Below are 22,311 nucleotides of genomic sequence, written 5' to 3'. Positions count from 1 at the left end.
GGATCACTGGTCTTGGGGTCCTGGTGCTGGCGGCTGCTCGTCCCCCGGGGTGCCGGGGTCCACGGCGGGCCCGTTCTCCTTGCGGAAGGACTCGTAGATCTGGAGCAGTACCTGTTTCTGGCGCTCGGTGAGGGAGGGATCGGCGAGGATGACGGCGGGCGTCTCCAGCTCGTCCCGCTCCCGCTCGTCGAGGATGCCGGCCCGTACGTAGAGCGTCTCGGCGGAGATCCGCAGGGCCTTGGCCACCTGCTGCAACACCTCCGCGCTCGGCTTGCGCAGCCCGCGCTCGATCTGGCTCAGATACGGGTTCGACACCCCGGCGGCGTCGGCGAGCTGGCGGAGGGAGAGCTGCGCGCTGCGGCGCTGCTCCCGCAGATACTCCCCGAGACTGCCGACGCTGAGCGATGCCATGCCTCCGATGATGCCCACCCCTCGCTAACTTTTGCAAGCACCCGCTTGCAAAAGTGCGCCACACCACTCGGGTGGGGGTTTGTGCCTGAGCACGATGGTTGTCACTTGAGCAGGACAACTGTCACTGAGGCCCGCGTCGGCGATACCCCTCCGAGCGCGCCCCACTGCCACCGCCCAGGGGGATCGGCCCGCGGGCGATGATGTCGCGCCTGGCCATCATGCTCTCGGAGCGGTTCATGCTGACGATCCGCAGCGGGAACGAGACCCACCCCTGGCGCCGCAGGTTGAAAGCGTCGCGGAGCACATCGCCTCCCGGGGCGATCGAGTTCAGGCAAGCGCTGCAGGCCGTCACTCCCGAGGTGCTAAGAAATATTCATGAGCGATAACACTTCTTACACCCTAGATATTGACGCCGAACTCAAGACCCTTCAGATTCGGCGGCTCAAGGCTTTCACCAGCTACTACGAGGAGGGCAAGAAGCTGCGCAGACAACTGGAAGCCCACCTGGCAGAGATCGACGCGGCTGCGGCCAACTTCTTGGACAAGAACCAACTGCTGCCCTGTCTGGTCCGGGGATCACACCGTCTATCACTCGGCAGATGCTCCCTGTGGCCGCGTTCGCGTCCGCAGCAGCTTCAAGGAAGTTGACGAATGGGAAGCGATATACGAAGGCGACTACCCCTACGTCCACGACAGGTGCACTGCTTGCAATTGGCGAAAGGAAGCTCAGGCTGACGCACGGCGCCAGCAGCAGTGATGCATCCGAACAGGATTCTCCCTATCGAGCGCGAGGCACGAAGACAGGGCGAGGGCCCGCCTCGCCTCCCGGCGGCCAATGCAGACAGCGAGCGGAGGTGTGCTCCGAAAGGTACACACCGCCGCTGGTCGCTACGCGATCTCCGAGGTCGGAGGCGGCGTCACAAGCCGTGTCGCGCTGGGGTCGACGTCCGGGGCAAAGGTAAGGGTTGGGACCTCATGGTCCGGTAGCCCGTTCATCTCAACCGCCGCCCGGCCGAGCAAGTGCGCACCCTGCACGGACTGACCTTCGGCGATGCCAGCATAGAATCGCGCGGCATAGGTGATGGCATCAACGTCGCCAATGGACTTCGCCATGCCGATGGCGAAGGGGACAGTCTCGACGAGGCTTTCGGTCTGCGCAGCGGAGTGGCAGGAGTTCAGCACGACCAGCAGCGGCTTCTCATCCACGGCTGCGATGGCCCTGGCGAAGGCCCCGGCGCTGACGATGGCGCTCTCGTGGAAGTCGTCGATGTCCTGCTCAAACTCCAGCAGGTCCTCCCCGCTGTGTCCGGAGAAGTGCACGATGTGAGGACGGAAACGCGGAAGGGCATCTAGGAGGGTGTCCGCCGTAGCAGCTGGGTGGACATCCAGGTCGACCAGGTCCCGGTGTGTCGCCCGCTGCACGATCGTACGGATCCGCTCCTGCTCTCGTCCGGTGCGCAGGCTCCCGTCTGAAGCGGCCCCCAGCAGCAGCACCCGCAGCTTCTCCGGTTTCGGAGTCCGCAGTTCCCGCAAAACCGTGCGCACCTGCCCTTCCGTCGTCGACAGTCGATTCTCGATTTTTCGCTGCGCGGCCGCAGCACGTCGCTCCGTCTGCTGCTGCTCGCGCTGGCGAGCCTTCTCCGCAGCCGCTCTCTCGGCTGTCTCCGCCTTAACCAGCTTCGTTGATAGCTCCGAGATCTCCCTGCCGAGCTTGCCGACCTTCGTACTCCAGGTGCCCACGTCACGAGCGGCTTTGTTGGCCTCGTCCTCATACCGCTGCGCGGCGCGCAGTTTGCTCGCCCGGGAACTCGCCGTGCTCGCCTTATCCGCAGCCAACCGCTCCTTGGCGGCCTTACCTCGTCGATCGGCCTCCTTCGTGCGGAACTCGCCGACCTTCTTCTCGGCAGTGGCCCGATCTTTGTTCTTCCGGCCTAGCTGGCTCCTGTAGAAACTTGCGCTCATGGGCTTCCCTCCCGGTGGTGCGTGTCTCACCAGGCTACGGAGCCCCTCTGACATCGCCCGGCCAAACGGACATCGGGGGCTGTGATGCAAGATCGGCTGAGACGCCAGCTCGCACCCCGTCTCACTCAAACTGACCCACTGCTGGTCACGACATCGACGTGGTTCGTCTTCACTGAGATACGACACGAGCACAGCAGAAGTACTGCGCTCTCGCCGACATCACGGCCCGGCCATCATCGACCTCTGCGAGGAACTCACCGCAGGGCTCTGGTCTGGCCTCGCCCACCGCCACTACCGGCTCGTCCACCAAGCCGAGACCCTTCACGACCTGATCCGAGTCAAAGGGCCCGAAGTCGAACCAGACAGGAAGGCACCCTGCCTGACAGCAGCCGGATTCCCCGAACGCATAGCGCTGATCCACATGTTCACGTCCCCTCGCTGGAGGAGACTGGCGATGAGTGAGGACTTCTACGTCTCTCAGCAGCATCGCCCAGTTCACCGCGAGAACCGCGATCAGCGCGTAACGATGCAGAAGGGATGCCCAGCAGGGTCGGTGAGGACCCGCGTCTTCTCCCCATGCGGCTGGTGATCCGGCTTTCCCGCACCCAGTTCCAGCAGCCGGGCCTCGGCCTCGGCCAGGCTCTCCGCGACCTTGAAGCAGATGTGAAGCTGCTGGGGGACGATCTGGCCAGGCCAACTCGGAGCCCGGTAGTCCTCGACCCGCTGGAAGCCGATGAAGAGCCCATCCTCACGGTTGAGACCGGCGAATTCGGCGTCCGACTTCGGGTGTGGTTCAAAGCCGGTGGCCTGCTGATAGAACGCCGCCAAAGCCAGCGGATCAGGGCAATCGAGTGTTATCGCGACCAGTTCCATCCGCAGGGGCATGAGACCTCCGAGCCGATCAGTGGACTTCCATGCACGCCATAAGGGCGGCTGCCTACCGTTGAGCGGGAGGGGGAGAGCGCATTCATTCCACTCAACCGTAAGCACAGCAGGTCAGGAACTCCACACGCCAACAGTGATACGGGACAGGACATCCTGGACAGCGGCTCGATCTGTCCCGCGCCCCCGACGTCATTCGGGCCCAACAGCGGTACTGGTGCCTTCGTCGACGTCACGGCCCGGCTCTCATCGGCATGGGCGCGGAGCTGCGCACAAAGGACTCAGCGTCCATCCCTGGCGTACAAGAGCATGGATGAGGATGGATGAGGACGGGGCCCGGGGTATGACGGGCGCGGCCGTTCGGTATCTCTGCCTTGCCCGGCACGGTGAAGCGTCGGCGGAGGAGACGACCCTGGCGGAGAGCGGCCGCTTTCGGTGATCCACCGCGGGCCGCCGCCCCGGGCGCGGCACACGGCCCAGTTGGTCAGCGCACACCAGTCGGTGCTTGCCGGGGACTACATTCCCTGCCTGCCCGATTCCCTACCTGCCCGCAGAGCTGCGCTGGACCGGCTTCCCGTCCGGACTCCCTATCTGACGGTGGGGCCGTGGTGGGCGAAGAGCAGGGACGTGGGGGTGGGGGTGTCGGGGGTGAGGAGGGTTTGGGCCTCGATGGTGAATCCGGCGGCGCGCAGCCAGGCCGCCATCAGGTCGGGGCGGCGGCGGTGGACCTGGACGTTCATCGGGTGGCCGCCGTAGCCCTGTGTCTTCAGGGTCGACCCTTCGCCGACGTGGAAGCCGAGCAGCAGCGGGCCGCCGGGGCGCAGCACGCGGCGGAAGTGGGCGAGGACCGTGGGGACCGCGTCGTCGGGCACGTGGATCAGCGACCAGGAGGCGAGCAGGCCGGTGACCGACGCGTCGGCGAGGTCGAGGTCCGTCATCGAGCCCACCTCGAACCGCAGGCCCGGGTGGTCCCGCCGGGCCACGTCGATCATCGCGGGCGAGAGGTCGATGCCGAACGCGTCCACCCCCAGTTCGCGCAGGTGCGCGGTGAAGTGCCCGGGGCCGCACCCCACGTCCGCCACCGGCCCTCCCCCGGCGACGTGCACCAGGTCGGCGAAGAGCGCCAGGGCGCCCCGCAGGTACGGCATCGTGGTGACGGCGTCGCGCACCTGGTCGGCGTAGCTGACCGCGACCGTGTCGTACGAGGTCCTGGTGTCCGCCAGCCAGCGGTCGTCGTTCATGGGGCGGCTCCGGGGTCAGTTGTCCAGCAGGGGGGTCAGGGCGGTGCGGAGGTGGTGGGGGGACCGGTAGTGGACGGTCTTCATGCCGAGCCCGGCCGCCGCCTCCACGTTCTCCGGGCTGTCGTCGACGAAGAGGCAGCGGTGTGGGGGGACGGACGCCAGGTCGGCCGCGATGGCGTAGATCCGCGCGTCCGGTTTGGCCACCCCCGTCCGTGCGCTGCTGACCACGTGGTCGGCGAGGCCGTCGAGGCCCAACGCGGCCAACTCCTCCTCCAGTTCCACGCTCGCATTGGTCACCAGCACCACCGGCACGTGCGCCCGCGCCCTCGTGAGCATGTCGACCACGGCAGCGTCCGCCCTGGCCGGTGCCGTGGTGAGCGCCGCGCCCAGCTCCCGTGCCAGGTCCTGCGGCACCAGGCCCGCGAGGCCGGCCGCGATGGACCGCGCCCACTCGGCCTTGGTGATCTCCCCGAGGAGCAGGGGGCGGCCCCTCTCCGGTGCGAACCCCACCTTCGCGGTGGTCCCCTCCGCCACCCCCGCGCGGCGCTCCAGGTTCGCCAGCTCGGTGGTGTCGTAGCAGCGGATCACGTTGTCGACGTCGCACAGCACCGCGTCGAAGGGTCTGCCCGCGCTGGTGGCGGCGGTGGCGGAAGTCTTCATCGTCTCTGGATAGCACAGGGGGAATCGCGGGGCCCGGGGACGGGTTGGCGGTCATGGCGGACGGTGCGGTGGAGAGGGTGGGAGTGGTGAGTCTTCGGCAGTTCGAGTACGCGTTGGCGGTGGCCGAGGCCGGGTCGGTGACGGCGGCGGCCGAGCGGCTGCGTGTCGCACAGCCCTCGGTGTCCCAGCAGATCCGCGGTCTGGAAAGGGAGTTGGGCGTGGAGTTGTTCGCCCGTACGGCCTCGGGTCTCGTGCCCACCGTGGTCGGCCGCGCGTTCCTGCGGGACGCGGAGGCCGCGGTGGGCGCGGCGCGGCGGGCGCGTGCCACGGCGCGGGCCGGGGCCGACGAGTTGGTGGGCGAGCTGGTCGTCGCGGTGCAACTGGGCTTCGGTACGGGGCAGTTCCCGGGGGCGCTCGGTGCGCTGCGCCGCCTCTTCCCCCGGCTTGAGGTCACCGTGTTCGAGCAGGCGGGCGCGGCGGAGCTGGAGCGGATGTGCCGTCGTGGCGCGCTCGACCTGGCCCTGATGGCGGCGTGCGAGCGCAGCCCCGCCGACGCGCACCGCCTCGGCGACGAGGAGTTCGTCGTGGTACTGGGCGCCGGGCACCGTCAACTCGCCGCCGAACGGGTTGAGTTGAGCGATCTTGCGGGGGAGCCCTGGGTGCGCTTCGACCGCGACAGCATGCTCGACGGCGTACTGCTCGACGCGCTGCGGGACAGCGGGCCCGCCCCGGCGACGGCCGCCCGGGTGTCCCAGGCGGCGACGGCCGTGCGCTGGGCCGCCCACGGGCTCGGGGTGGCGCTCGTCCCGGCCTCCGCGGTGCCGCCCGGCCACGAACACCTCGTACGGCCGGTGTTCCCCGCGGTGTCCCGGCCGGTCATCGCCGTGGTCCGGCAGGGGGCGGGCCGGGCGGAGCGGGCCCTGCTTGAGTTCCTGCGGCGGGAGGACTGGGGTCCGTCGCTCGCCCCGGCCGTCGCACCGCCGCCGGCCTCGTAACGCGCCCCGGCCGCCCGCCTCGTAAGCCGGTGCGGGCCGTCGCGCCGCCTGTCGCCCCGGCCTCCGCCTCGTCCCTCGGCCCACGCCCATCGCTCGCTCGGGGCCTCGCCTCGTCCCTCAGTTCCTGCCCGCCCCGTCCCCGCCCCGTCCCCCGCCGCGTCCTCTTGCGTCATCCCCCTCGGCTGGTCACGGGACGCGGAACGCCCGTCGGTAGGCGCCGGGGGTCGCGCCCACGCGGGACCGGAAGCGGCGGCGCAGATTGACCGCGGAGGTGAGGCCGACGCGGGTCGCGATCGCCTCGACCGGCAGGTCCGTCTCCTCCAGCAGGGTGCGTGCCGCGGCCACCCGCCGGGCGAGCAGCCACGCGCCCGGGCTCGTGCCGAGCTGGTCGGCGAAGCGCCTGGCCAGGGTGCGGGGCGAGACACCGGCGTGCCCGGCCAGGTCGTTCACCGACAGCGGTGTCCCCAGGCGCTCATCCGCCCACGCGAGCAGGCCGTCGAGCGCGTCCCCAGGCGGCGGGGGCGGCGCATGGCGCGCCCTGCCGTCCTCGCGGGGCGGCCCCAGCACCATGTGCCGGGCGAGCAGGGCGGCGTACGCGGCCCCGTGGTCCCGCCTGACCAGATGCAGACACAGGTCGAGACCGGCGCCCGCGCCCGCGCTGGTGGCGACGTCACCGTGGTCCACGTAGAGCCTGTCCTCCTCGACCCGCACCCGGGGGAACTCCCGCCGTAGCTGCTCGGCGCGCGCCCAGTGCGTGGTGGCCGCCCTGCCGTCCAGCAGCCCGGTGCGGGCCAGCGCGAACACCCCCGAGCAGATCGTGACCAGCCGCGCCCCACGCGCGTGCGCCCGCAGCAGCGCACGGCGCACAGGTACGGAGAGCGGCTCCTCCACCGGGAGCCAGCCGGGGATGATGACGGTGTCCGCGGTGTCGAGCGCCGCCAGGCCCCTCGCCACGGAGATCGCGTACCCGCCCGTGGTCGGCACCTGGCCGGGCGTCTGGGTGCACGTCTCGAACGCGTAGTGCCCGGGCACCCCCTGCCGCTCTGTGCCGAAGACCTCGACGGCGCAGCCGAGTTCGAACGTCGACTGCACCGGGCGCACCAGGGCCACCACGCGATGCATGGCACGAAAGTACCCCACCCTGTCAGCCGCGGCCCTGTCCCGGCGCGGGCCGCCGGAGCCACAGTTGCGGCATGCACCCCGAGATCCTCGCCCAGCAGGGCTATGTCTCCGTCTCCGTCGACGAGGCCCCGGTCCGTGAGCTGTTCCCCGGCGTCCGGCTGCGTCCCCTGTGGCGGGGGCCGACCGGCGCGCACGCCAATGTGCTGGAGATGGAGCCCGGCGCCTCATGGCCCCGCCGCGACGTCCACGAGCCGGGCCCTGAGGAGGTCTACGTGGTCGCCGGAGTCTTCCACGACGGCGCGCGCGACTACCCGGCCGGCACGTTCCTCCACGCACCGGCGGGCTCGTGGCACGTGCCGTCAAGCACCACCGGCTGCACGCTGTTCCTCTTCTACCCGGAGGGGTGAGCACCGGCCGGGTTTCCGGTTTCGGGGGCACTGAATTCCCCGTTACGAATTCCGGTTTACGAGTTCCTGGTCGCCGGACCGCGTAGCCTCAGCGCCTGGGGAATTCGCCGCCGTCCACGACCACATTGCTGCCGGTCAGCCAATTCGCGCGTTCGGACACGAGGAAAAGGACCGCGTGGGCGATGTCGTCGGGGTGGCCCTCGCGGCCGAGCGGCGGGGTGTCGGTGGCGTTGGTCTGGCCGGGGGCCGCGTCGAGGCGGGCCCACTGCTCGCGTGTCGCCTCGCCGCCGGGGGTGGCGACCCTGCCGGGGGTCACCGTGTTGACGCGGACGCCGTACGGGGCCAGTTCGAGGGAGAGGCCGCGGCTGTAGGTCTCCAGCGCCGCCTTCGCGGTCACGTAGTGCAGGAACTGCCCCATCGGGGTGAGGACCGCAGCCGACGAGACGTGCACGATCGCCCCGGAACGCCGCTCGCGCATGCCCGGTGCCAGCAGGGCGTCAAGGCGTACGGAGGCCAGGTAGTTCAGGTCGAGGGCGTCCTGCCACTCCTCGTCGGGGATGGTGAGCGCGCTCCCGTGGGGCTGTGCCCCGCCCGCGTTGTGGACGAGGATGTCCACCCCGCCGAGCGTTTCGCGCGCGGCCTGCGCGAGCGCACGCGCGCCCGCCCCGGTCCTGACGTCGGCCTTCACGAACGTGGCGCCCCGCGGGGCGGTGCCCGCTTCGGACCTGGCGGTCGTCAGCACCTCGGCGCCCGCGTCGAGGAGTTGGCGGACCACGGCCGCCCCTATGCCGCGGGTGCCGCCCGTGACCAGGGCGCGCTTTCCCGTGAGTTCCCGCTTTTCCGTTCCGTTCTCGAATGCGGCCATGCCACACCTGCCCTCTCGGTCGAATTTCCGGTTCGCACGACGGGCGGGGGGGGGAAGATAAGGAAACATGCCTCTGCGCGGGGCGAATTGCCGGGGATTCGCGGGTGCGCCCGTCGGGTTGTTTCACCGTAGGGCCGCCGGAGAAGGCGGGGCAAAGACGAGAATTCAGCACCTGCCATAGGGGACGCCTATGGCGTCACGGGCGGGTGGTGGCGGCGGGGTGCGGGGCGGGGCGGGTGGGCGGCTGTCGCCGGGCGCCGGGTCGCCGGGGCACCGGGTCACTGGGCTACCTGGTCGCCGGGTCACTGGGTGGCCGGGTCGCCGATCGCCGGGTCGCCGTGTGGTCGCCGTCAGGAGTCGCCCGCCGCGTGGCGCAGGGCCTCGGCGGCTCCGGTGGCGAGGGCGGTGACGAGGTCGGCGGCCGGGGGGCGGTCGGTGATCAGGCCGACCGCCTCGCTCGCCCAGACCGGCAGCGGGGGCACGGCGCCCCGTGCCACGTCCGCCCGGTAGTCGCGCCGGGCCTCGGGCGCGGACGCGGCGAGTTCCGCCTCCCTGCCGCGCCAGCGGTCGAGGTGGGGGTGGCCGAGGGTGCGGGCCGTGTAGCGGGCGGGCCAGCGGGAGCCGCGGGCGACGTCGAGAACGCTGCTGCGCTCCGTGTCCTCGCCGCGCCCCGCGACGATCGCCGTGGCGGTCGCGGGGTCGGCCAGGGACTCCGCCGCGGCCTGGAAGCGGGTGCCGATGAGCGCCCCTGCGGCGCCGAGCGACAGGGCGGCTGCCAGGCCGCGGCCGTCGGCGATCCCGCCCGCCGCCAGCACGGGTACCGGCGCCGCCAGATCCACCACCGTCGGCACGAACGGCAGTGTGGACATGCCCCGCCGGGCGCCGTGGCCGCCGCTCTCCGTGCCCTGCGCCACGATGACGTCGGCGCCGAGGTCCACCGCCTGCCGTGCCTCCTCCGTATCGGTGGCCTGGAGGATCAGCGCCGCTCCCGCCGCGCGGACGCGTTCGGTGAACGGGCGGGGGTCGCCGAAGGAGAACATCACGGCCGCGGGGCCGTACTCCAGGGCCTGTTCGACGGCGTCGACCTCCGCCGCCCAGCTCAGAAAGCCCACACCCCACGCCCCGGCGCCCGCCGCCCCCAACGCCCCCGCCGCCAGCGGCAGTTCGCGGGCCAGCCAGTCGTGGTCCCCGCCGCCCGCGCCGACAAGGCCGAGCCCGCCGCCGCGTGCGACGGCCGCCGCGAGCGCGCCCCCTGCGGAACCTCCCATCGGGGCCAGCGCGATCGGATGCCGTACATCGAAGAGCCGCGTGAACGCCGTCGACAACGCCATGCCCACCATGATGCTCCGGCGGGCGCCACAGGGCGCCGTACTCCCCCTCGCGTCGTCACCTGCGGGCGGCAGCAGCGGGCGGTGTCACCTCGGCCGGTAGGCGGTGACGAGTACGGAGACGGTGACCGTGAGCCGAGCAGGGCGGGCCCCGTCGCCCGGCCCCACGTCGCCCGGCCCCGGCCCCGTCCACACCGCGCGGGGCACATGGCGCGCGCTCGGTGTCATGCCCAGCAGATCGAGGGCCGCCCCGGGGGCCAACGGCAGCGGATACTCGACGCGTTCGGTGTGTACGGGCCGGAAGAACGGGTCGAGCGCGCGGTGCAGGCGCCGCTCCTTGGCGGGGTCGACCATGACCATCCCGGGGGTGCGGGCGCGCAGTTCGGCCAGGTGGACCGCGGTGGGGCGGGCCACGACCAGGCGGCCCGCAGGGCGCAGCACCCGGTGGAACTCGGCCGGGTTGCGCGGCGCGAACACGTTCAGCACCACGTCGGCCACCCGGTCGGCGAGCGGCAGGGGCCGGAAGACGTCGCAGGTGGCCGCGGCGGCTCGGGCGTGGGCGCGGGCGGCGGAGCGCAGCGCGCGTACCGACGCGTCGAGGCCGAGGCCGTGGGCGCCGCGTGGCAGCCGGTCGAGGACCCCGGCCAGGTAGTAGCCGGTGCCGCAGCCGACGTCCAGCGCGGTGCCTGCGGGCGGCGGGGGTGTCGCGGCCCGGGGGCCCGGCAGGGGCGCGGTCGCCAGCCGGGCGAGGGTACGGCGGATGGGCAGATAGCCGCCGGTGGCCAGGAAGCGGTCCCTGGCCCGCACCATGTCCGCGTCGTCGCCGCTGGTGGCGCGGGCGCCGGTGAGCAGGCTGACGTACCCGTGGCGGGCGACGTCGAAGGCGTGACCCGCGGGGCAGCGCAGCGCGCCGGGGGCGGGGCGCAGGCCGGGGGCGCGGCAGTTCGGGCAGCGCAGCAGGTCGAGGAACGGTACGAGGGCAGGGGGAAACGACACGGGCACGGGCACGGGGCACTCCTGGCCGGGGTGGGAAACGGGTGGGGTGTGCCTGGCCCCGGCGCGGGCGGGGGTTCGCCCGCCCGTGGGCGCGCGGGGGCGGCAGGCATGCCGGACGGGGCGGCGCCGGCGGCGTCGCCCTCAGCGGCTCCCGGTCAGGGGAAGCAGTAGTGCGGGGTGCTCGTGAATGCCACGCCGCGAGTCTACGGGCGCCGGGAAACGGATCGCGCGGTCCGGTACGCGGTGGAATGATCGGCGGGCACGGCCCCCGGCACGGCACGACGCGGGGCGGTCTCCGAGGACGGTGGGTGGGTGTGGCGGACGGCTGGGAGTGGGACGACACCCTGTTCGCGGGCACCGCGGTCCACTACCGGCGCGGGAGGCTGCCGTACGCGCCGGGCCTCGCGGACGCGCTGCGCGGTGCGCTGCGGCTCGACGGGCGGGGGCGGCTCGTCGACATGGGGTGCGGGCCCGGTGTCCTCGCGCTGGATCTGGCGCATCTCTTCGGCGAGGTCGTCGGGGTGGACCCGGATGCCGGGATGATCGAGGAGGCCGGGCGCGAGGCCGCGCAGCGCGGGCTTTCTGGCAAGGTCCGCTGGGTGCGGGCCAGGGCGGAGCGGCTGCCCGCGGGGCTCGGGACGTTCACGGTGGCGGCGTTCGGCCAGTCCTTCCACTGGATGGACCAGGAGCGGGTGGCGGCCACCGTCCGCGGCATGCTGCGGCCGGGCGGCGCCCTTGTGCACGTCTCGGACCTGAAGTCGAAGGCCCCGGCGTCCGCCGAGGACCTGCCCCACCCCGCCGTGCCGTACGGGGCGGTGGACGAGCTGGTCAAGCGGTATCTGGGGCCGGTACGGCGGGCGGGGCGCGGGGTGTTGCCGTCCGGCACCGCCGGGGGCGAGGCCGACGTTCTGCGCGCGGCGGGGTTCTCGGGGCCGCGGCGGCTCGTCGTACCGGGCGGGCCGCCGCTGGAACGCACCTGGGACGACGTGGTGGCGGGGGTGTTCTCGATGTCGTTCTCGGCCCCGCATCTGTTCGGCGGGCGGCGCGCCGCGTTCGAGTCGGACCTTCACCGGCTGCTGCGGGAGGCGGCACCCGCGGGGCTCTTCTCCCAACGGCCCCCGGACACCGAGGTGTTCGTCTGGGGCCTGGACCCCGCGGGGGCGGCGGCGGAGGACGGGGGTGTCCCGCCGCCGTAGCCGGTGGCACCCCGGGCGGCCGCCGGCGAGGACCCGCGGCCTCCTCCTCCCCCGGGCCCCGGTCTCAGTCCGCCGGGCGCCGTGCCACGAAGACGAACTCCGTGCCGGGCCGGTCAGGTGAGTCGCGTACCGCCTCGACCGTGAATCCGGCGGCGGCCAACTCCGCCTCGATCTCGGCCCTTTCGCGGAAGAGCAGGGTCGACTCCGACGTCAGTACCGCGCCGTCGGAGGCGAAGACGTAGGTCCAGCGGAACGACACCAGCGGCCCCGACACCTCGGTCAGGTCCACCCAGGTCTCGACCGCGCCGACGCCGGGGATGTCCGCCACCCTGCGGGTGTCCGCGCGGTTCCACCGCTCCCACTCGCGCCGCGCGGGCACCCGGGTCTCGAACGCCAGGCGCCCGCCCGGCCGCAGGGCCCCGTACGCGCCCCGCAAGGTGCCGTGCCAGGCGGCGGGTTCGACGATGTGCTGGGCGACGTTCGCCGTCATGGTGGCGAGGTCGACGCGCAGCGGCGGCAGCGCGGTGGCGTCGCCGTGCAGCCAACGCACGCCGTCCGCGCCCGGTTTGGCGCGCGCCACGTCGAGGGAGGCGGCCGCCGGGTCGACGCCGACGACCTCGACGCCGCGCCCCGCGAGCAGCAGCGCGAGCACCCCGGTGCCGCAGCCGATGTCCAGGGCGCGGCGCGCGCCGAACTCCCCCGCCATGCCCAGGTAGATGTCGAGATCGGCGCGGTCCCCGTCGAGTTGGTCGTAGATCGCGGCGAGCCGCCGTTCACGGAAGCACTCGTCGGCCATCCGCAGAACGTACGCCGGGCCGGGCCGGGGCGACCACCGGTTTTTCAGGCCGTGCCGGGGGTCAGCCGGTCGCGGGGACCCCGGGTGTCACGACGTCGGCGACCACGCAGCTCACGTTGTCGGGGCCGCCCGCGGCGTTGGCGAGGGCGACCAGGTCGCGTACGGCGTGCTCGGGCAGCGCCGACTCGCGCAGCACGCGGTGGATCTCCCCGGGCGCGACGACGGCGGACAGACCGTCGGAGCAGAGCAGATAGCGGTCCCCCGACCGCGCCTCGTGCAGCCGCAGCTCCGGCGTGTTGTTGGCGCCCTGGCCCAACGCCCTTGCGAGCAGCGTGCGTTGCGGATGGGAGGCGGCCTCCTCCGGTGTGATGCGGCCCTCGTCGAGCAGGGACTGCACCACGGTGTGGTCGTGTGTGATCTGGAACAGCTCGCCGTCGCGCAGGAGATGGGCGCGGCTGTCGCCGATGTGGACGAGGGCCAGCCGGGAACCGGTCCAGAGCATCGCGGTGAGCGTCGTGCCCGCGTCCGCGTCGGCGACGGCGTCGGCGCCCTCGGCAACCACGTGGCCCTCGGCACCCGCGCCCGACGTGGCCCGGTTCACCGCGAGTCCGGCCTGTTCTACGGCGTCCTCAAGGGCGTTGAGGAGGCTGCCGGCGGGCACCGGGTCGGTGTCGAGGTGCCGGAGGGCGTTCACCGCCGCCGCGGCGGCCGGGGCACCGGCGCGGCCGAAGCCGTCGGCGACCGCGAGGAGCCTGCCGCCCGCGTGGACGCTGTCCTGGTTGCTGTCACGTACGAGGCCGCGGTCGGAGAGCGCGGCGTAGCGGATGTCGAGGGGGTACGGGGCCGGGTGCTGTGTCATGTCGGGGTCCTCTCGCGCCAGATGGTCGACGAGGAAGGCGGCCAGATCGCGCCGGGCGGCCGTCTCGGCCTCCACCTCCGCCCAGTACGCACGGACCTCACGGGCCGCGGGGCCCGCCGCAAGCGTCCGTACGTACCGGATACGGGCCAGTGGCATCCCGAGCCTGCGCAGCCACGCCACCAGCCTGGCCTGCTCCAACTGCTCGGCCGCGTAACGCCGGTAGCCGGTCAGCGGGTCGACGCTCGCCGGTACCAGCAGTCCGAGTTCGTCGTAGAGCCGCAGCGCCTTCGGCGAGAGGCGTGCCGCCCTCGCGAACGCCCCGATGGTCAGCAGCGCCATGCCCGCCCTCCTCGCACCGGGCCGCTCGCCCGGCCCCACCGATGCTGTGGCTTTCCCCAGGGTGAAGGTCAAGGAGCGGCCCCGGCAGGGCCGCGCCGCCTCAGCCCGCCGCTGCCGCCGCTCCCGCCACCCCGCGCACCTTCGCCACGAACGCGGCGAGGTTCGCCGTCATGCGGGCGACCTTCTCCTCCGTGGTGAGCGTCTCCGGCGCCCTGAAGTCCTCTCCCGTGTCCTTCCTGCCGCGCACGTACAGCGAGCAGGCCAGGTCGGTGCAGATGTACGCGCCCACCGAGTCGCCCTGCTTCCCGGCCTTCCCCGCCCGCTGGGCGACCATCAGGGAGACCCCGTTCGTGTGGGTGACCAGGCATATCGAGCACATGCTGCGCCGCGCCTGCCAGGAGGCGGCGCCCGGCAGCCGCAGCGCCACACCGCGGGCGGCGCCGTCCAGCTCGGCGACCAGGTAGGCGCGGCCGGTCGACTGCGGGTCGCGCCAGCCCAGGTAGTCCAGGTCGCCCCAGGGCCGCTCGGCCAGGTCGCGCGGGACGTACAGGCGCTTCGCCTCGCCCTTCGTGCAGTTCACGAACGCGGCACGGATCTCTTTCTCGGTCAGCGGCTTCATGAAGGCGAGGGTAATTTTCCTATACCCCTTAGGCAAATGATTAAATGGGGGTACGGGTCGGGTCGGCGGAAGGGGCGTTCATGGCGCGTGCGGGTCTCACAGCGCGGCGGCTGACGCGGGCGGGTGCGGAGCTGGCCGACGAGGTGGGCTTCGAGCAGGTGACCGTGTCGGCGCTCGCACGGCGCTTCGACGTCAAGGTGGCGAGCCTCTACTCGCACGTCAGAAGCTCGGACGACCTCAAGACGAGGATCGCCCAGCTCGCGCTTGAGGAGATGGCCGACCGGGCCGCCGCCGCGCTCGCGGGGCGGGCGGGCAAGGACGCGCTGACCGCGCTCGCCGACGTCTACCGGGACTACGCGCACGAGCACCCCGGCCGCTACGCCGCCGCCCGCCATCCGCTCTCCCCCGAGGCCGCGGCCGAGAGCGCGGGCGCCCGGCACGCGCACATGGCGCGGGCGGTACTGCGCGGCTATGACCTGGAGGAACCCGACCGCACCCACGCCGTACGGCTCCTCGGCAGCGTCTTCCACGGCTATGTCAGCCTTGAGGCGTCGGGCAGCTTCGACCACAGCCCGCCGAGCCCCGGCGAGACCTGGCCGAGAATCCTCGACGCCCTCGACGCCCTGCTGCGGAACTGGCCCGAGAAGTAGCGCGGGCGCCCGCCTATAGTGAGTGGGGTGGCTGACTCACCGACGACGACCCCGCGCAACCCACACAACCCACGCCCCTCTCGCGACCCGCGCACCCCGTCCGCCCCGGCGGCTCCGGATTCGGGTGGTCCGAAGGGCGCCAGGGCCGCGGCGGCGGGTGCCAAGCGGCGGCGGCTGATGGCGGCGGCGGCCGGGGTGGTGCACCGGCAGGGCGCCGAGCGGACCACCATCGCGGACATCGCGCACGCCGCGGACGTCCCGACGGGCAACGTCTACTACTACTTCAAGACCAAGGACGAGCTGATCTCGGCCGCGCTCGCCGAGCAGGCCCGCCGACTGGCGGACGTGACCGGCCGGCTGGACGAGCTGCCGGACCCGCTCGCCCGGCTGCACGGGCTGGTGGGCGGCTGGGTGGCGCAGCGCGACCTCGCCGCCCGCTACGGCTGCCCGACCGGGACCCTCGCCACCGAGTTGGGCAAGCGGGACCCGGGCGGGCTCGACGCGGAGGCGGGGGCCGTCGTACGGCTGCTGCTCGACTGGGTGGAGCGGCAGTTCGGGCAGCTCGGCCTGCCGGACGCGGCGGGGCTCGCACTCACCCTCGTCGGCGCGTACCAGGGCATGTCGCTGCTGGCCAACGCGCTGCGGGAGCCCCGGATCATGGTGGACCAGGGGGCCCGTATCGACGCCTGGCTCGACTCGCTGCGGCCCGGCGGCGCGGCGGCGGAAGCGGGCGGCGGCGGGCCCGCGGACGAGAATCCGTAGGGCGTCCCGATGGCTGCCGGGTTCCGCGTGGTCTGGACGCTGGGGGCGCACGGATGGGCCACGTGCGCGGTGGCGCACGGCGCGCACGGGACGGAGCTGGCCGCCTCCTACGTGGGCCCAGGCCCCGAGGAACTGCTGACGGCGGTGGTACGGCTGCTCGCGGGCGAGGACGGGACCAGCGCCCGCTTCGAGGCCGAGCCCGGCACCCACCTGTGGACCTTCCGACGCATACGGGCGGCGGCCGGAGGCCCGGCGGACGACCCGGTGCTGGTGCGGCTGCTGCCGCCGGACGGCGGGAGCCCGGCGGACCGCGAAAGCCCGGAGTACGGGGCCCCGGGCCACGGGAGCGCGGAGTACGGGGACGGCGGGGACCCGGACGGCGCGGGTCCGGACGGCGGGGACCCGGACCACGCGGGCCCGGACGGCGGCGCGCGGTCTACGGCCGCCTGGTCGACGGTGGTGGAGGCCGACACCCTGGCACGCGCCCTCGTACGGTGCTTCGACGACGTCGCCCGCGCCCACGGCGAGGACGGCTACCGGGCCCTCTGGGGCGCCCCGTTCCCCCGCACCGCCCTGGAGAGTCTGCGCCGCGCCCGCCACGAGCACCGTGCCCGCCGCGAGCGCCGCTGAAGCCCGAAACCGGCCCCGGCGTCGGCCCCGACCCGCCTACCGGGGCCGTTCCGTCACCTTGATCCGGCCCTTTCTGAGGACCGCGAGCCGCGGGGCACGCTTGGCGATGGAGCTGTCGTGGGTGACGCAGACGAAGACCAGGCCGCGCTCCTTCCACAGGGTGCCGAGCAGGCCCATGATCTCGTCGCGGGTCTCCTCGTCGAGGTTGCCCGTGGGCTCGTCGGCCAGCAGCACCTTGGGCTCCTTCACCAGGGCGCGGGCGATGGCCACCCGCTGCTGCTGGCCGCCGGACAGCTCGCTCGGGAGGTGCCCGAGGCGCTCCCCGAGCCCGACCGACTCCAGCGCGTCGGCGGCCCTGCGGCGCCGCTCCGCACCCTTCACGCCGAGCGCCACCAGCGCGGTCTCCACGTTCTCCTGGGCGCTGAGGGTCGGTATGAGGTTGAAGCTCTGGAAGACGAAGCCGATGGCGCCCGCCCGCACCCGGGTCAGTCTGGCCTCGCTCAGCTTGCTGAGGTCGGTGCCGTCGAACGCGACCGTACCCGTGGTGGGGCGGTCGAGGGCGCCGAGCATGTGCAGCAGCGTCGACTTGCCGCCGCCCGTCGGCCCCTGGATGACGAGCTGGTCGCCCGCCTCGATGGTGAGGTCGACGCCGTCGAGGGCGTCCACCGTCCGCTTGCCGCGCCGGTAGCGCTTGGTGACTCCGGTCAGCTTGTACATATGGGGCGATGGCTCCTGTCGTGCACGGGGTGGTGCCTCCGTGAGATCGGGAAGGGGCGTGGGGCGCGCGGGGTCCGCGGGCGCGGGCCCGCGTGCGTCACTCGACGCGGCGCAGGGCGTCCGCGGGGCGCAGCCTGGCCGCGCGCCAGCCGCCGAAGCAGCCCGCGATGATGCCGCCGGCCACCGCGAGCACCACCGCGATCACGATCACGGAGACGCTGACCGGCGCCTTCAGCGCGATGTCGACGGTGTGCTCGGCTCCGCCGAACGCCTTGGCGAGGCCACCGCCACGGCCGCCTCCCGGGCCGCCGCCGGGCCCGGGCGCGTCCGCGCCGGAACCGCCCGTGGTGGCGCTGAGCCGGGGTGCCACCGCGGTGACGACGTACGCGCCGAGCAGTCCGACGCCGATGCCGAGCACCCCGCCGATCAGGCCGTTGACGAACGCCTCGCCCATGACCTGCCGGACCACCCGGCCGCTGCGCCAGCCGACCGCCTTGAGGGTGCCGAACTCGCGCACCCTGCGGGAGACCGCGGACATGGTCAGCAGCCCGGCGACCACGAACGCCGCGGCGAGCACCGCGGCGGACAGCCACCTGCCGACGTTGTTGGCGAGGTCGGAGGCGGTGGAGAGGTTGCCCGAGACCTGCTCGGCGAGGTCGGATGCGCTGGTGACGGTGGCGCCGTCGACCTTCTTGGAGAGCGCGCTCTTGACCGCGGGGATGTCCTCCGAGCTGGCGGCCTTCACATAGACCGTCGACACCTTGTCCTTCATGTCGATGTCGGCGAGCGTCTGGGCCTGCTTCAGCGGTATGTAGACGTTGGCGGTGGCGGCGCCGGTGTCCGCGGTGGCGATGCCGATGACGGTGAACTTCTTGCCCTTGACGGTGACTTCGTCGCCGACGGCGAGGTCCTTGTCCTTGGCGTACGCGCTGTCCACGACCGCCTTGCGGGCGTCGGTGTCGGAGTCGGTGAAGGACGCGCCCTTCGTGGTCTTCGAGGAGGAGAGCGGCCCGAGGTCCTGCCGGGTGACGTCGACGCCGGTGACGGTGAAGCTGTCGATGTCGACGTCGGCACCGCCGCCGCCCACGAAGCTGCGCCCGCCACCGCCGCCGCTACCGCCCGCGCCGGGGCCGCCGACGTCCCCCGAACCCCCGCCCCCTGAGCCCTTCCTGATCTCGCCGGGCTTGAAGTCCCCCTTGAAAGTGATGTCGTTGAGGGCGAGCGCGCCCGTGGCTGCGGCCACGCCCTTCTCTTCCGTGACCTCGCCGACGGTCGCCGCCTCCATCTGCGTCGACCCTGCGGAGGGCACGAGCTGGTCACCGGTGGACGTCGACTTCTTGCCGTCGTCACTGCCGTCGACGGTGAAGTGCCGGGGCCCGGACCCGCCCTTCCCCGCCTCCGCGGGCTCCTTGGAGACCGTGATGTCGGTGCCCACGCCGTACAGCGAGTGCAGCACGTCGTCCTGGGCGTCCTTCATGCCGTCCGCCACGGACGAGACCGTGATCACGAGGCCGATCCCGAGGGCGAGACCCAGCGCGACGACCAGGGCCGCCTTCCTTCGGCGGCGCAGCTCACGTCGTAGGTAGGTGAAAAACATGCGGCGAACCTAGGAAGGTGTCGTGGGGAAATGCTTACACGGTCCTGAGGACAGCGTGAGAATCCCCACCCCGGTGGCGGGCCCGCGCGACCTCGCGCCTTGTATACGTGCGCTGTTACGTTGCGCGGGTGCGTTTCCCCTGCGTCTAGTGCCGCGGCAGGCAACGTTTGCCCGTCAAGGAGCGGCGTCCGGTGCGTGCTGTCGGCGTGCCGGGCGGAAGTCCGCGTACTGGGCGTACGTGGGCTTTCGTCCGGTGCGGCGAAGGGGGCACCTCCCTGTTCGAGCGGAGTCGAGAACTCGGGGGAGCGTGCTGGGCGTCGCGACGGGGTGAACGTTGCCTGTTGCGGCACTGGCGAGTGATCCCACCGCGCCCGGCCGCTGCGCCCGGCGCGGCGACCCGGCACGCCCGCGGCCCCGCCGCCCGCACCGGGCCCCGATCACCGCCACCCGCCGCGCACCAACAGGGGAACCACCATGCCCGCGCCCGCCGTTCACCCGCCCACGCCCCCGCCCACCTACCGCGCCGTGCTGCGCGCGCCCGGCGCTCCGCGCGCGTTCGCCGCTTCGCTGGTCGGGCGGCTCTCGTTCGGGACCGTCTCGCTCGCGCTGACGGTCGCGCTCACCGACGCCACCGGGTCGTACGCGGTGGCAGGCACCGTGCTCGCCGTGTTCGGGCTGAGCGCGTCGCTGCTGGCGCCGGTGCGCGCCGAACTCGTCGTCAGGCGCGGCCCGCGCGCCGCCCTGCCGCCGCTCTCCTGGGCGTGCGCCGCGCTGCTCGGCGCGCTCGCGTTCACCACCTGGCGGCCCGCGCCGACGCCCGTACTGCTGGTGCTGACGCTGCTCGCGGGCGGCTGCGCACCGCCGTTCGGGGCCGTGATGCGGACGCTGTGGAGCGACCTTGCGGCGGGGCCCGCGCTGCGCCGCCGTGCCTTCTCGCTCGACACCGTCGCCGAAGAACTGCTGTTCGTGGCGGGCCCGTTGATCGCCGGGGCGTTCGTCGCGACCGGCAGCGCACCGGCCGGGGTCGCGGTGTGCGCGCTGCTCGTCCTGGCCGGGGGCGCCCTGCTCGCCACCGCCCCCGCACTGCGCACCGCCCGCCACGGCACCCCGCGGGACGGCACCGCGGCCCCCGAACCTGCCTTCACGGTACGGGTGTTGATCGCGCCGGTGCTGGTGGCGTGCGGCATCGGGATCGCGCTGGGGGCGCTCGACCTGCTGATCGTGGTGTTCGCACAGCGGGCGCACCGGCCGGGCGCGGTGGCCTGGCCCGCGGGGGCGCTGTCGGTGGGCAGCGCGGTGGGCGGGGTGCTGTACGGGGCGCGGCACTGGCGGCTCGGGGACCGCGCCCGGCTTTCGCTGCTCGCGCTCGCGCTTGCCGCCGCGCTCGCCGCGACCGGGCTCGCGCCCGGGGTGTGGGTCCTGGTCGCGGGGGCCGCGGCGACGGGCCTCTTCGTGGCGCCCGCGCTCAGCACCGCGTATCTGCTCGCCGACGACGCGGTGCCGCCCGCGGCCAGGACCCGCGCCGGCACCTGGGTCAGCACCGCCTTCAACGCGGGCTCTTCAGCCGGGACCGCGCTGGTGGGCCTGCTGGTGGAACAGGCACCGCTGGCACTGTGCTTCGCACTCGCCGCCGCGCCCTCGGCCTGCGCGGCACTGCTGTCGTCGGGCCCGGCGGTACGCCACCTCGTGGCGGGGCGTGCGAGGTGGCGGCGTCTGACCTGACGTCAGAGCGGCCCCCGGCGGGCCGCGGGGCGCCGGGGAGGCCGCATGTGGGTCCCGGCCGCCAGAGCACAGTGACGGTTGAGACCGTAGGGGCGGCGCTTCTGTGGCCGCCCTGCGGGGGGGCGTCGGTCACGTGGGAGTTGGGGGTCAGTTCCGCCGACCGTAGAAGGGTTCGAGGCGGTGGGTTCTGCGGCAGGGCGGGCAGGCCCAGCGTCCGCCGGCGTCCAGGCTCGACGTGCCGGTGACCGTCACCAGTTCGGTGCCGGGGGCGTAACCCTGGTGCCAGTGGCACCAGCCGATGCCGCGCGCGGCGGCCCGCCGCTGGCCGTGGCGGGTCAGGGCCTTCACTGCTTCCGGGGCGCACAGCTTGTGTGGCTTCACCGGGGGTACGGCCCAGTACGGGACCTGTCCGGAGAGCTGGGTGGCGCCCGGCGCGGGGATGTCGAGGTGGTCCTCGGGTTCCAGGCACCGTACGTACGCCACCGTGCGGTGCCAGGACTTGGCGGTGTCCGCGGGGACGAGCAGGTGGTAGCGGGCGTGCGCGGGGTCGTGGATCACGGGCCCGCCCAGGCGCTCGCCCAGCCGTGCGCGCACGGCGTGGGGGACAGCGGTCCCGACGGCGGCGTGGACGAGCAGTGCGGGCAGGCGCACGGCGGTGAACACCACCCCGCACGGCAGCGCGGCCACACCGCCCGGCCGCTCCCACGCCTGGTGTGCCTGGGCGGGCCGGGGGTGGGCGGAGGCGAGCCAGTCGGCTGCGGGGCGGCTGTCATTCACCGGCACCTCACACACCACCTTCGGCCAGGGGCGTGAGGCGGTGTGCCGCGCGGCAGTCGGCGCAGGCGTACAGGCTCGCGCCCGGCCCGCTCATCTGCTCGATGATGCTCACCAGTTCCGTGCCGCGGGCATGACCGTGATGCCAGTTGCACCAGCGCACTGCCCCGGCCGCCACCCGCTCCCGCCCCACCCGCGCCAACTCCTCCACCGCGACCGGGTCGCACAGGTGGCCAGGACCGTCCATCGGCACCGCCCAATACCCGCACATCCCCGACGGACGGATCGCGGCAGGGTCGGGAACACCGAGGTAGTACTCGGACCCGAGGCACTCCACCCCGGGCACCCGCCACCCCCTCGCCACACCGGCCGGTACGAGGGCGTAGTAGCGCTGGTGCTGAGGGTCATGGATGACCGGCCCGTGCAGGGCAGCGGCGAGGCGGGCGCGGACGGCGGCCGGGTCGTCGCACTCGACGGCGGCACCCACGACGTTCTCGGGCAGCCGCACCGCGGTGAACGGCCCATTGCACGGCAGCGCCGCCACTCCGTACGGATGCGTCCACGCCTCGTGCACCTCGGCCGGGCGCGGGTGCGCGGACGCCAGCCATGTCGCCGCGGAAGGCGCGCGGTCAAGAGTGCACCGACCGGCCTGCGGCGAGTGCTGCAACGCATCGGTTCTGTCAGGTCTGGCGTCCCGATTGACAGTCATCCAGCTCTCCTCTGCTACAGCTAGTGAAGAGACCGTGACGCACGTCATGCTGACCGAACCAGCGGTGGCCCG

General features: G+C 73.2%; 24 protein-coding genes. 8 read left to right on the top strand and 16 right to left on the bottom strand.

The genetic code is table 11. From position 1 onward, the window contains the following. Positions 1-3: 3 nt before the first annotated feature. Entirely contained in the window at positions 4-411 is a 408-nt protein-coding gene (locus tag ACIBIW_RS19790; protein WP_399337829.1) for a helix-turn-helix domain-containing protein, read from the bottom strand. Between the two features lie 375 nt (positions 412-786). Between ACIBIW_RS19790 and ACIBIW_RS19785 the strand changes: the two genes are divergently transcribed. After that, positions 787-1,059 (top strand): hypothetical protein, encoded by a 273-nt coding sequence (locus ACIBIW_RS19785; RefSeq protein WP_399337827.1) that lies wholly within the window; start codon positions 787-789, stop codon positions 1,057-1,059. A gap of 240 nt (positions 1,060-1,299) precedes the next feature. Here ACIBIW_RS19785 and ACIBIW_RS19780 read toward each other — a convergent pair whose 3' ends face one another. From ACIBIW_RS19780 to ACIBIW_RS19765, 4 genes are all read right to left on the bottom strand, one after another. Then, positions 1,300-2,373: a hypothetical protein gene (locus tag ACIBIW_RS19780; RefSeq protein ID WP_399337825.1), complete on the bottom strand. Its 1,074-nt coding sequence runs from the start codon at positions 2,371-2,373 to the stop codon at positions 1,300-1,302. Positions 2,374-2,886: 513 nt separating this feature from the next. Then, the gene (locus ACIBIW_RS19775; protein WP_399337823.1) at positions 2,887-3,258 is read right to left on the bottom strand and encodes a VOC family protein; all 372 of its coding nucleotides are present in this window, start codon (positions 3,256-3,258) and stop codon (positions 2,887-2,889) included. Between the two features lie 584 nt (positions 3,259-3,842). After that, positions 3,843-4,496 (bottom strand): class I SAM-dependent methyltransferase, encoded by a 654-nt coding sequence (locus ACIBIW_RS19770; protein ID WP_399337821.1) that lies wholly within the window; start codon positions 4,494-4,496, stop codon positions 3,843-3,845. A 15-nt stretch (positions 4,497-4,511) separates the two neighbouring features. Further along, positions 4,512-5,156, bottom strand: a complete 645-nt coding sequence (locus tag ACIBIW_RS19765; protein WP_399337819.1) for an HAD family hydrolase — start codon at positions 5,154-5,156, stop codon at positions 4,512-4,514. Between the two features lie 86 nt (positions 5,157-5,242). On the opposite strand from ACIBIW_RS19765, the gene ACIBIW_RS19760 reads away from it, so the two are divergent. After that, entirely contained in the window at positions 5,243-6,151 is a 909-nt protein-coding gene (locus ACIBIW_RS19760; RefSeq protein ID WP_399337817.1) for a LysR family transcriptional regulator, read from the top strand. Positions 6,152-6,337: 186 nt separating this feature from the next. On the opposite strand, the gene ACIBIW_RS19755 is transcribed toward ACIBIW_RS19760, so the two are convergent. Further along, positions 6,338-7,273: a GlxA family transcriptional regulator gene (locus ACIBIW_RS19755; protein ID WP_399337815.1), complete on the bottom strand. Its 936-nt coding sequence runs from the start codon at positions 7,271-7,273 to the stop codon at positions 6,338-6,340. Positions 7,274-7,344: 71 nt separating this feature from the next. Here ACIBIW_RS19755 and ACIBIW_RS19750 point away from each other — a divergent pair, with 71 nt between their 5' ends. Further along, positions 7,345-7,680 (top strand): cupin domain-containing protein, encoded by a 336-nt coding sequence (locus tag ACIBIW_RS19750; protein ID WP_399337813.1) that lies wholly within the window; start codon positions 7,345-7,347, stop codon positions 7,678-7,680. An 88-nt stretch (positions 7,681-7,768) separates the two neighbouring features. Here ACIBIW_RS19750 and ACIBIW_RS19745 read toward each other — a convergent pair whose 3' ends face one another. The 3 genes from ACIBIW_RS19745 to ACIBIW_RS19735 all read right to left on the bottom strand — a co-directional run bounded on the left by ACIBIW_RS19745 (position 7,769) and on the right by ACIBIW_RS19735 (position 10,875). Then, positions 7,769-8,545: an oxidoreductase gene (locus tag ACIBIW_RS19745; protein ID WP_399337811.1), complete on the bottom strand. Its 777-nt coding sequence runs from the start codon at positions 8,543-8,545 to the stop codon at positions 7,769-7,771. A 350-nt stretch (positions 8,546-8,895) separates the two neighbouring features. Continuing rightward, positions 8,896-9,876: an NAD(P)H-dependent flavin oxidoreductase gene (locus ACIBIW_RS19740; RefSeq protein WP_399337809.1), complete on the bottom strand. Its 981-nt coding sequence runs from the start codon at positions 9,874-9,876 to the stop codon at positions 8,896-8,898. Between the two features lie 84 nt (positions 9,877-9,960). Next, positions 9,961-10,875: a methyltransferase domain-containing protein gene (locus tag ACIBIW_RS19735; RefSeq protein WP_399338375.1), complete on the bottom strand. Its 915-nt coding sequence runs from the start codon at positions 10,873-10,875 to the stop codon at positions 9,961-9,963. Positions 10,876-11,183: 308 nt separating this feature from the next. On the opposite strand from ACIBIW_RS19735, the gene ACIBIW_RS19730 reads away from it, so the two are divergent. Continuing rightward, on the top strand, positions 11,184-12,065 hold the full coding sequence (locus ACIBIW_RS19730) for a class I SAM-dependent methyltransferase (RefSeq protein ID WP_399338373.1): 882 nt from the start codon (positions 11,184-11,186) through the stop codon (positions 12,063-12,065). A 64-nt stretch (positions 12,066-12,129) separates the two neighbouring features. Here the strand turns inward: ACIBIW_RS19730 and ACIBIW_RS19725 are convergent, their stop codons facing one another. From ACIBIW_RS19725 to ACIBIW_RS19715, 3 genes are all read right to left on the bottom strand, one after another. Then, the gene (locus ACIBIW_RS19725; protein WP_399337807.1) at positions 12,130-12,861 is read right to left on the bottom strand and encodes a class I SAM-dependent methyltransferase; all 732 of its coding nucleotides are present in this window, start codon (positions 12,859-12,861) and stop codon (positions 12,130-12,132) included. Between the two features lie 61 nt (positions 12,862-12,922). Continuing rightward, positions 12,923-14,059: a protein phosphatase 2C domain-containing protein gene (locus tag ACIBIW_RS19720; RefSeq protein ID WP_399337805.1), complete on the bottom strand. Its 1,137-nt coding sequence runs from the start codon at positions 14,057-14,059 to the stop codon at positions 12,923-12,925. 100 nt (positions 14,060-14,159) lie between these two features. Next, complete coding sequence (locus ACIBIW_RS19715; protein ID WP_399337803.1) at positions 14,160-14,678, bottom strand: FBP domain-containing protein; 519 nt, start codon at positions 14,676-14,678, stop codon at positions 14,160-14,162. Between the two features lie 80 nt (positions 14,679-14,758). On the opposite strand from ACIBIW_RS19715, the gene ACIBIW_RS19710 reads away from it, so the two are divergent. The 3 genes from ACIBIW_RS19710 (at position 14,759) to ACIBIW_RS19700 (ending at position 16,720) form a co-directional block, all read left to right on the top strand. Then, positions 14,759-15,328, top strand: coding sequence for a TetR/AcrR family transcriptional regulator (locus tag ACIBIW_RS19710; protein WP_399337801.1), 570 nt, complete (start codon positions 14,759-14,761; stop codon positions 15,326-15,328). A gap of 177 nt (positions 15,329-15,505) precedes the next feature. Next, on the top strand, positions 15,506-16,090 hold the full coding sequence (locus ACIBIW_RS19705; protein ID WP_399338371.1) for a TetR/AcrR family transcriptional regulator: 585 nt from the start codon (positions 15,506-15,508) through the stop codon (positions 16,088-16,090). Positions 16,091-16,099: 9 nt separating this feature from the next. Beyond that, positions 16,100-16,720, top strand: coding sequence for a hypothetical protein (locus ACIBIW_RS19700; protein ID WP_399337799.1), 621 nt, complete (start codon positions 16,100-16,102; stop codon positions 16,718-16,720). Between the two features lie 36 nt (positions 16,721-16,756). On the opposite strand, the gene ACIBIW_RS19695 is transcribed toward ACIBIW_RS19700, so the two are convergent. Both ACIBIW_RS19695 and ACIBIW_RS19690 read right to left on the bottom strand, forming a co-directional pair. Next, a complete protein-coding gene (locus ACIBIW_RS19695; RefSeq protein WP_399337797.1) occupies positions 16,757-17,437 on the bottom strand; it encodes an ABC transporter ATP-binding protein in 681 nt (226 codons plus the stop codon). A gap of 97 nt (positions 17,438-17,534) precedes the next feature. Beyond that, on the bottom strand, positions 17,535-19,034 hold the full coding sequence (locus ACIBIW_RS19690) for an ABC transporter permease (protein ID WP_399337795.1): 1,500 nt from the start codon (positions 19,032-19,034) through the stop codon (positions 17,535-17,537). A gap of 474 nt (positions 19,035-19,508) precedes the next feature. Here ACIBIW_RS19690 and ACIBIW_RS19685 point away from each other — a divergent pair, with 474 nt between their 5' ends. Then, entirely contained in the window at positions 19,509-20,756 is a 1,248-nt protein-coding gene (locus tag ACIBIW_RS19685; protein ID WP_399337793.1) for an MFS transporter, read from the top strand. A gap of 147 nt (positions 20,757-20,903) precedes the next feature. Here ACIBIW_RS19685 and ACIBIW_RS19680 read toward each other — a convergent pair whose 3' ends face one another. Together ACIBIW_RS19680 and ACIBIW_RS19675 are read right to left on the bottom strand one after the other, a co-directional pair. Continuing rightward, a complete protein-coding gene (locus ACIBIW_RS19680) occupies positions 20,904-21,539 on the bottom strand; it encodes a hypothetical protein (protein ID WP_399337791.1) in 636 nt (211 codons plus the stop codon). Between the two features lies 1 nt (position 21,540). Continuing rightward, the gene (locus ACIBIW_RS19675; RefSeq protein WP_399337789.1) at positions 21,541-22,239 is read right to left on the bottom strand and encodes a hypothetical protein; all 699 of its coding nucleotides are present in this window, start codon (positions 22,237-22,239) and stop codon (positions 21,541-21,543) included. Positions 22,240-22,311: the final 72 nt, after the last annotated feature.

Origin of the sequence: Streptomyces sp. NPDC050560, assembly GCF_044457285.1 — a bacterium.
Classification (GTDB): domain Bacteria; phylum Actinomycetota; class Actinomycetes; order Streptomycetales; family Streptomycetaceae; genus Streptomyces.
This window is presented reverse-complemented; position numbering and strand designations above follow the sequence as displayed.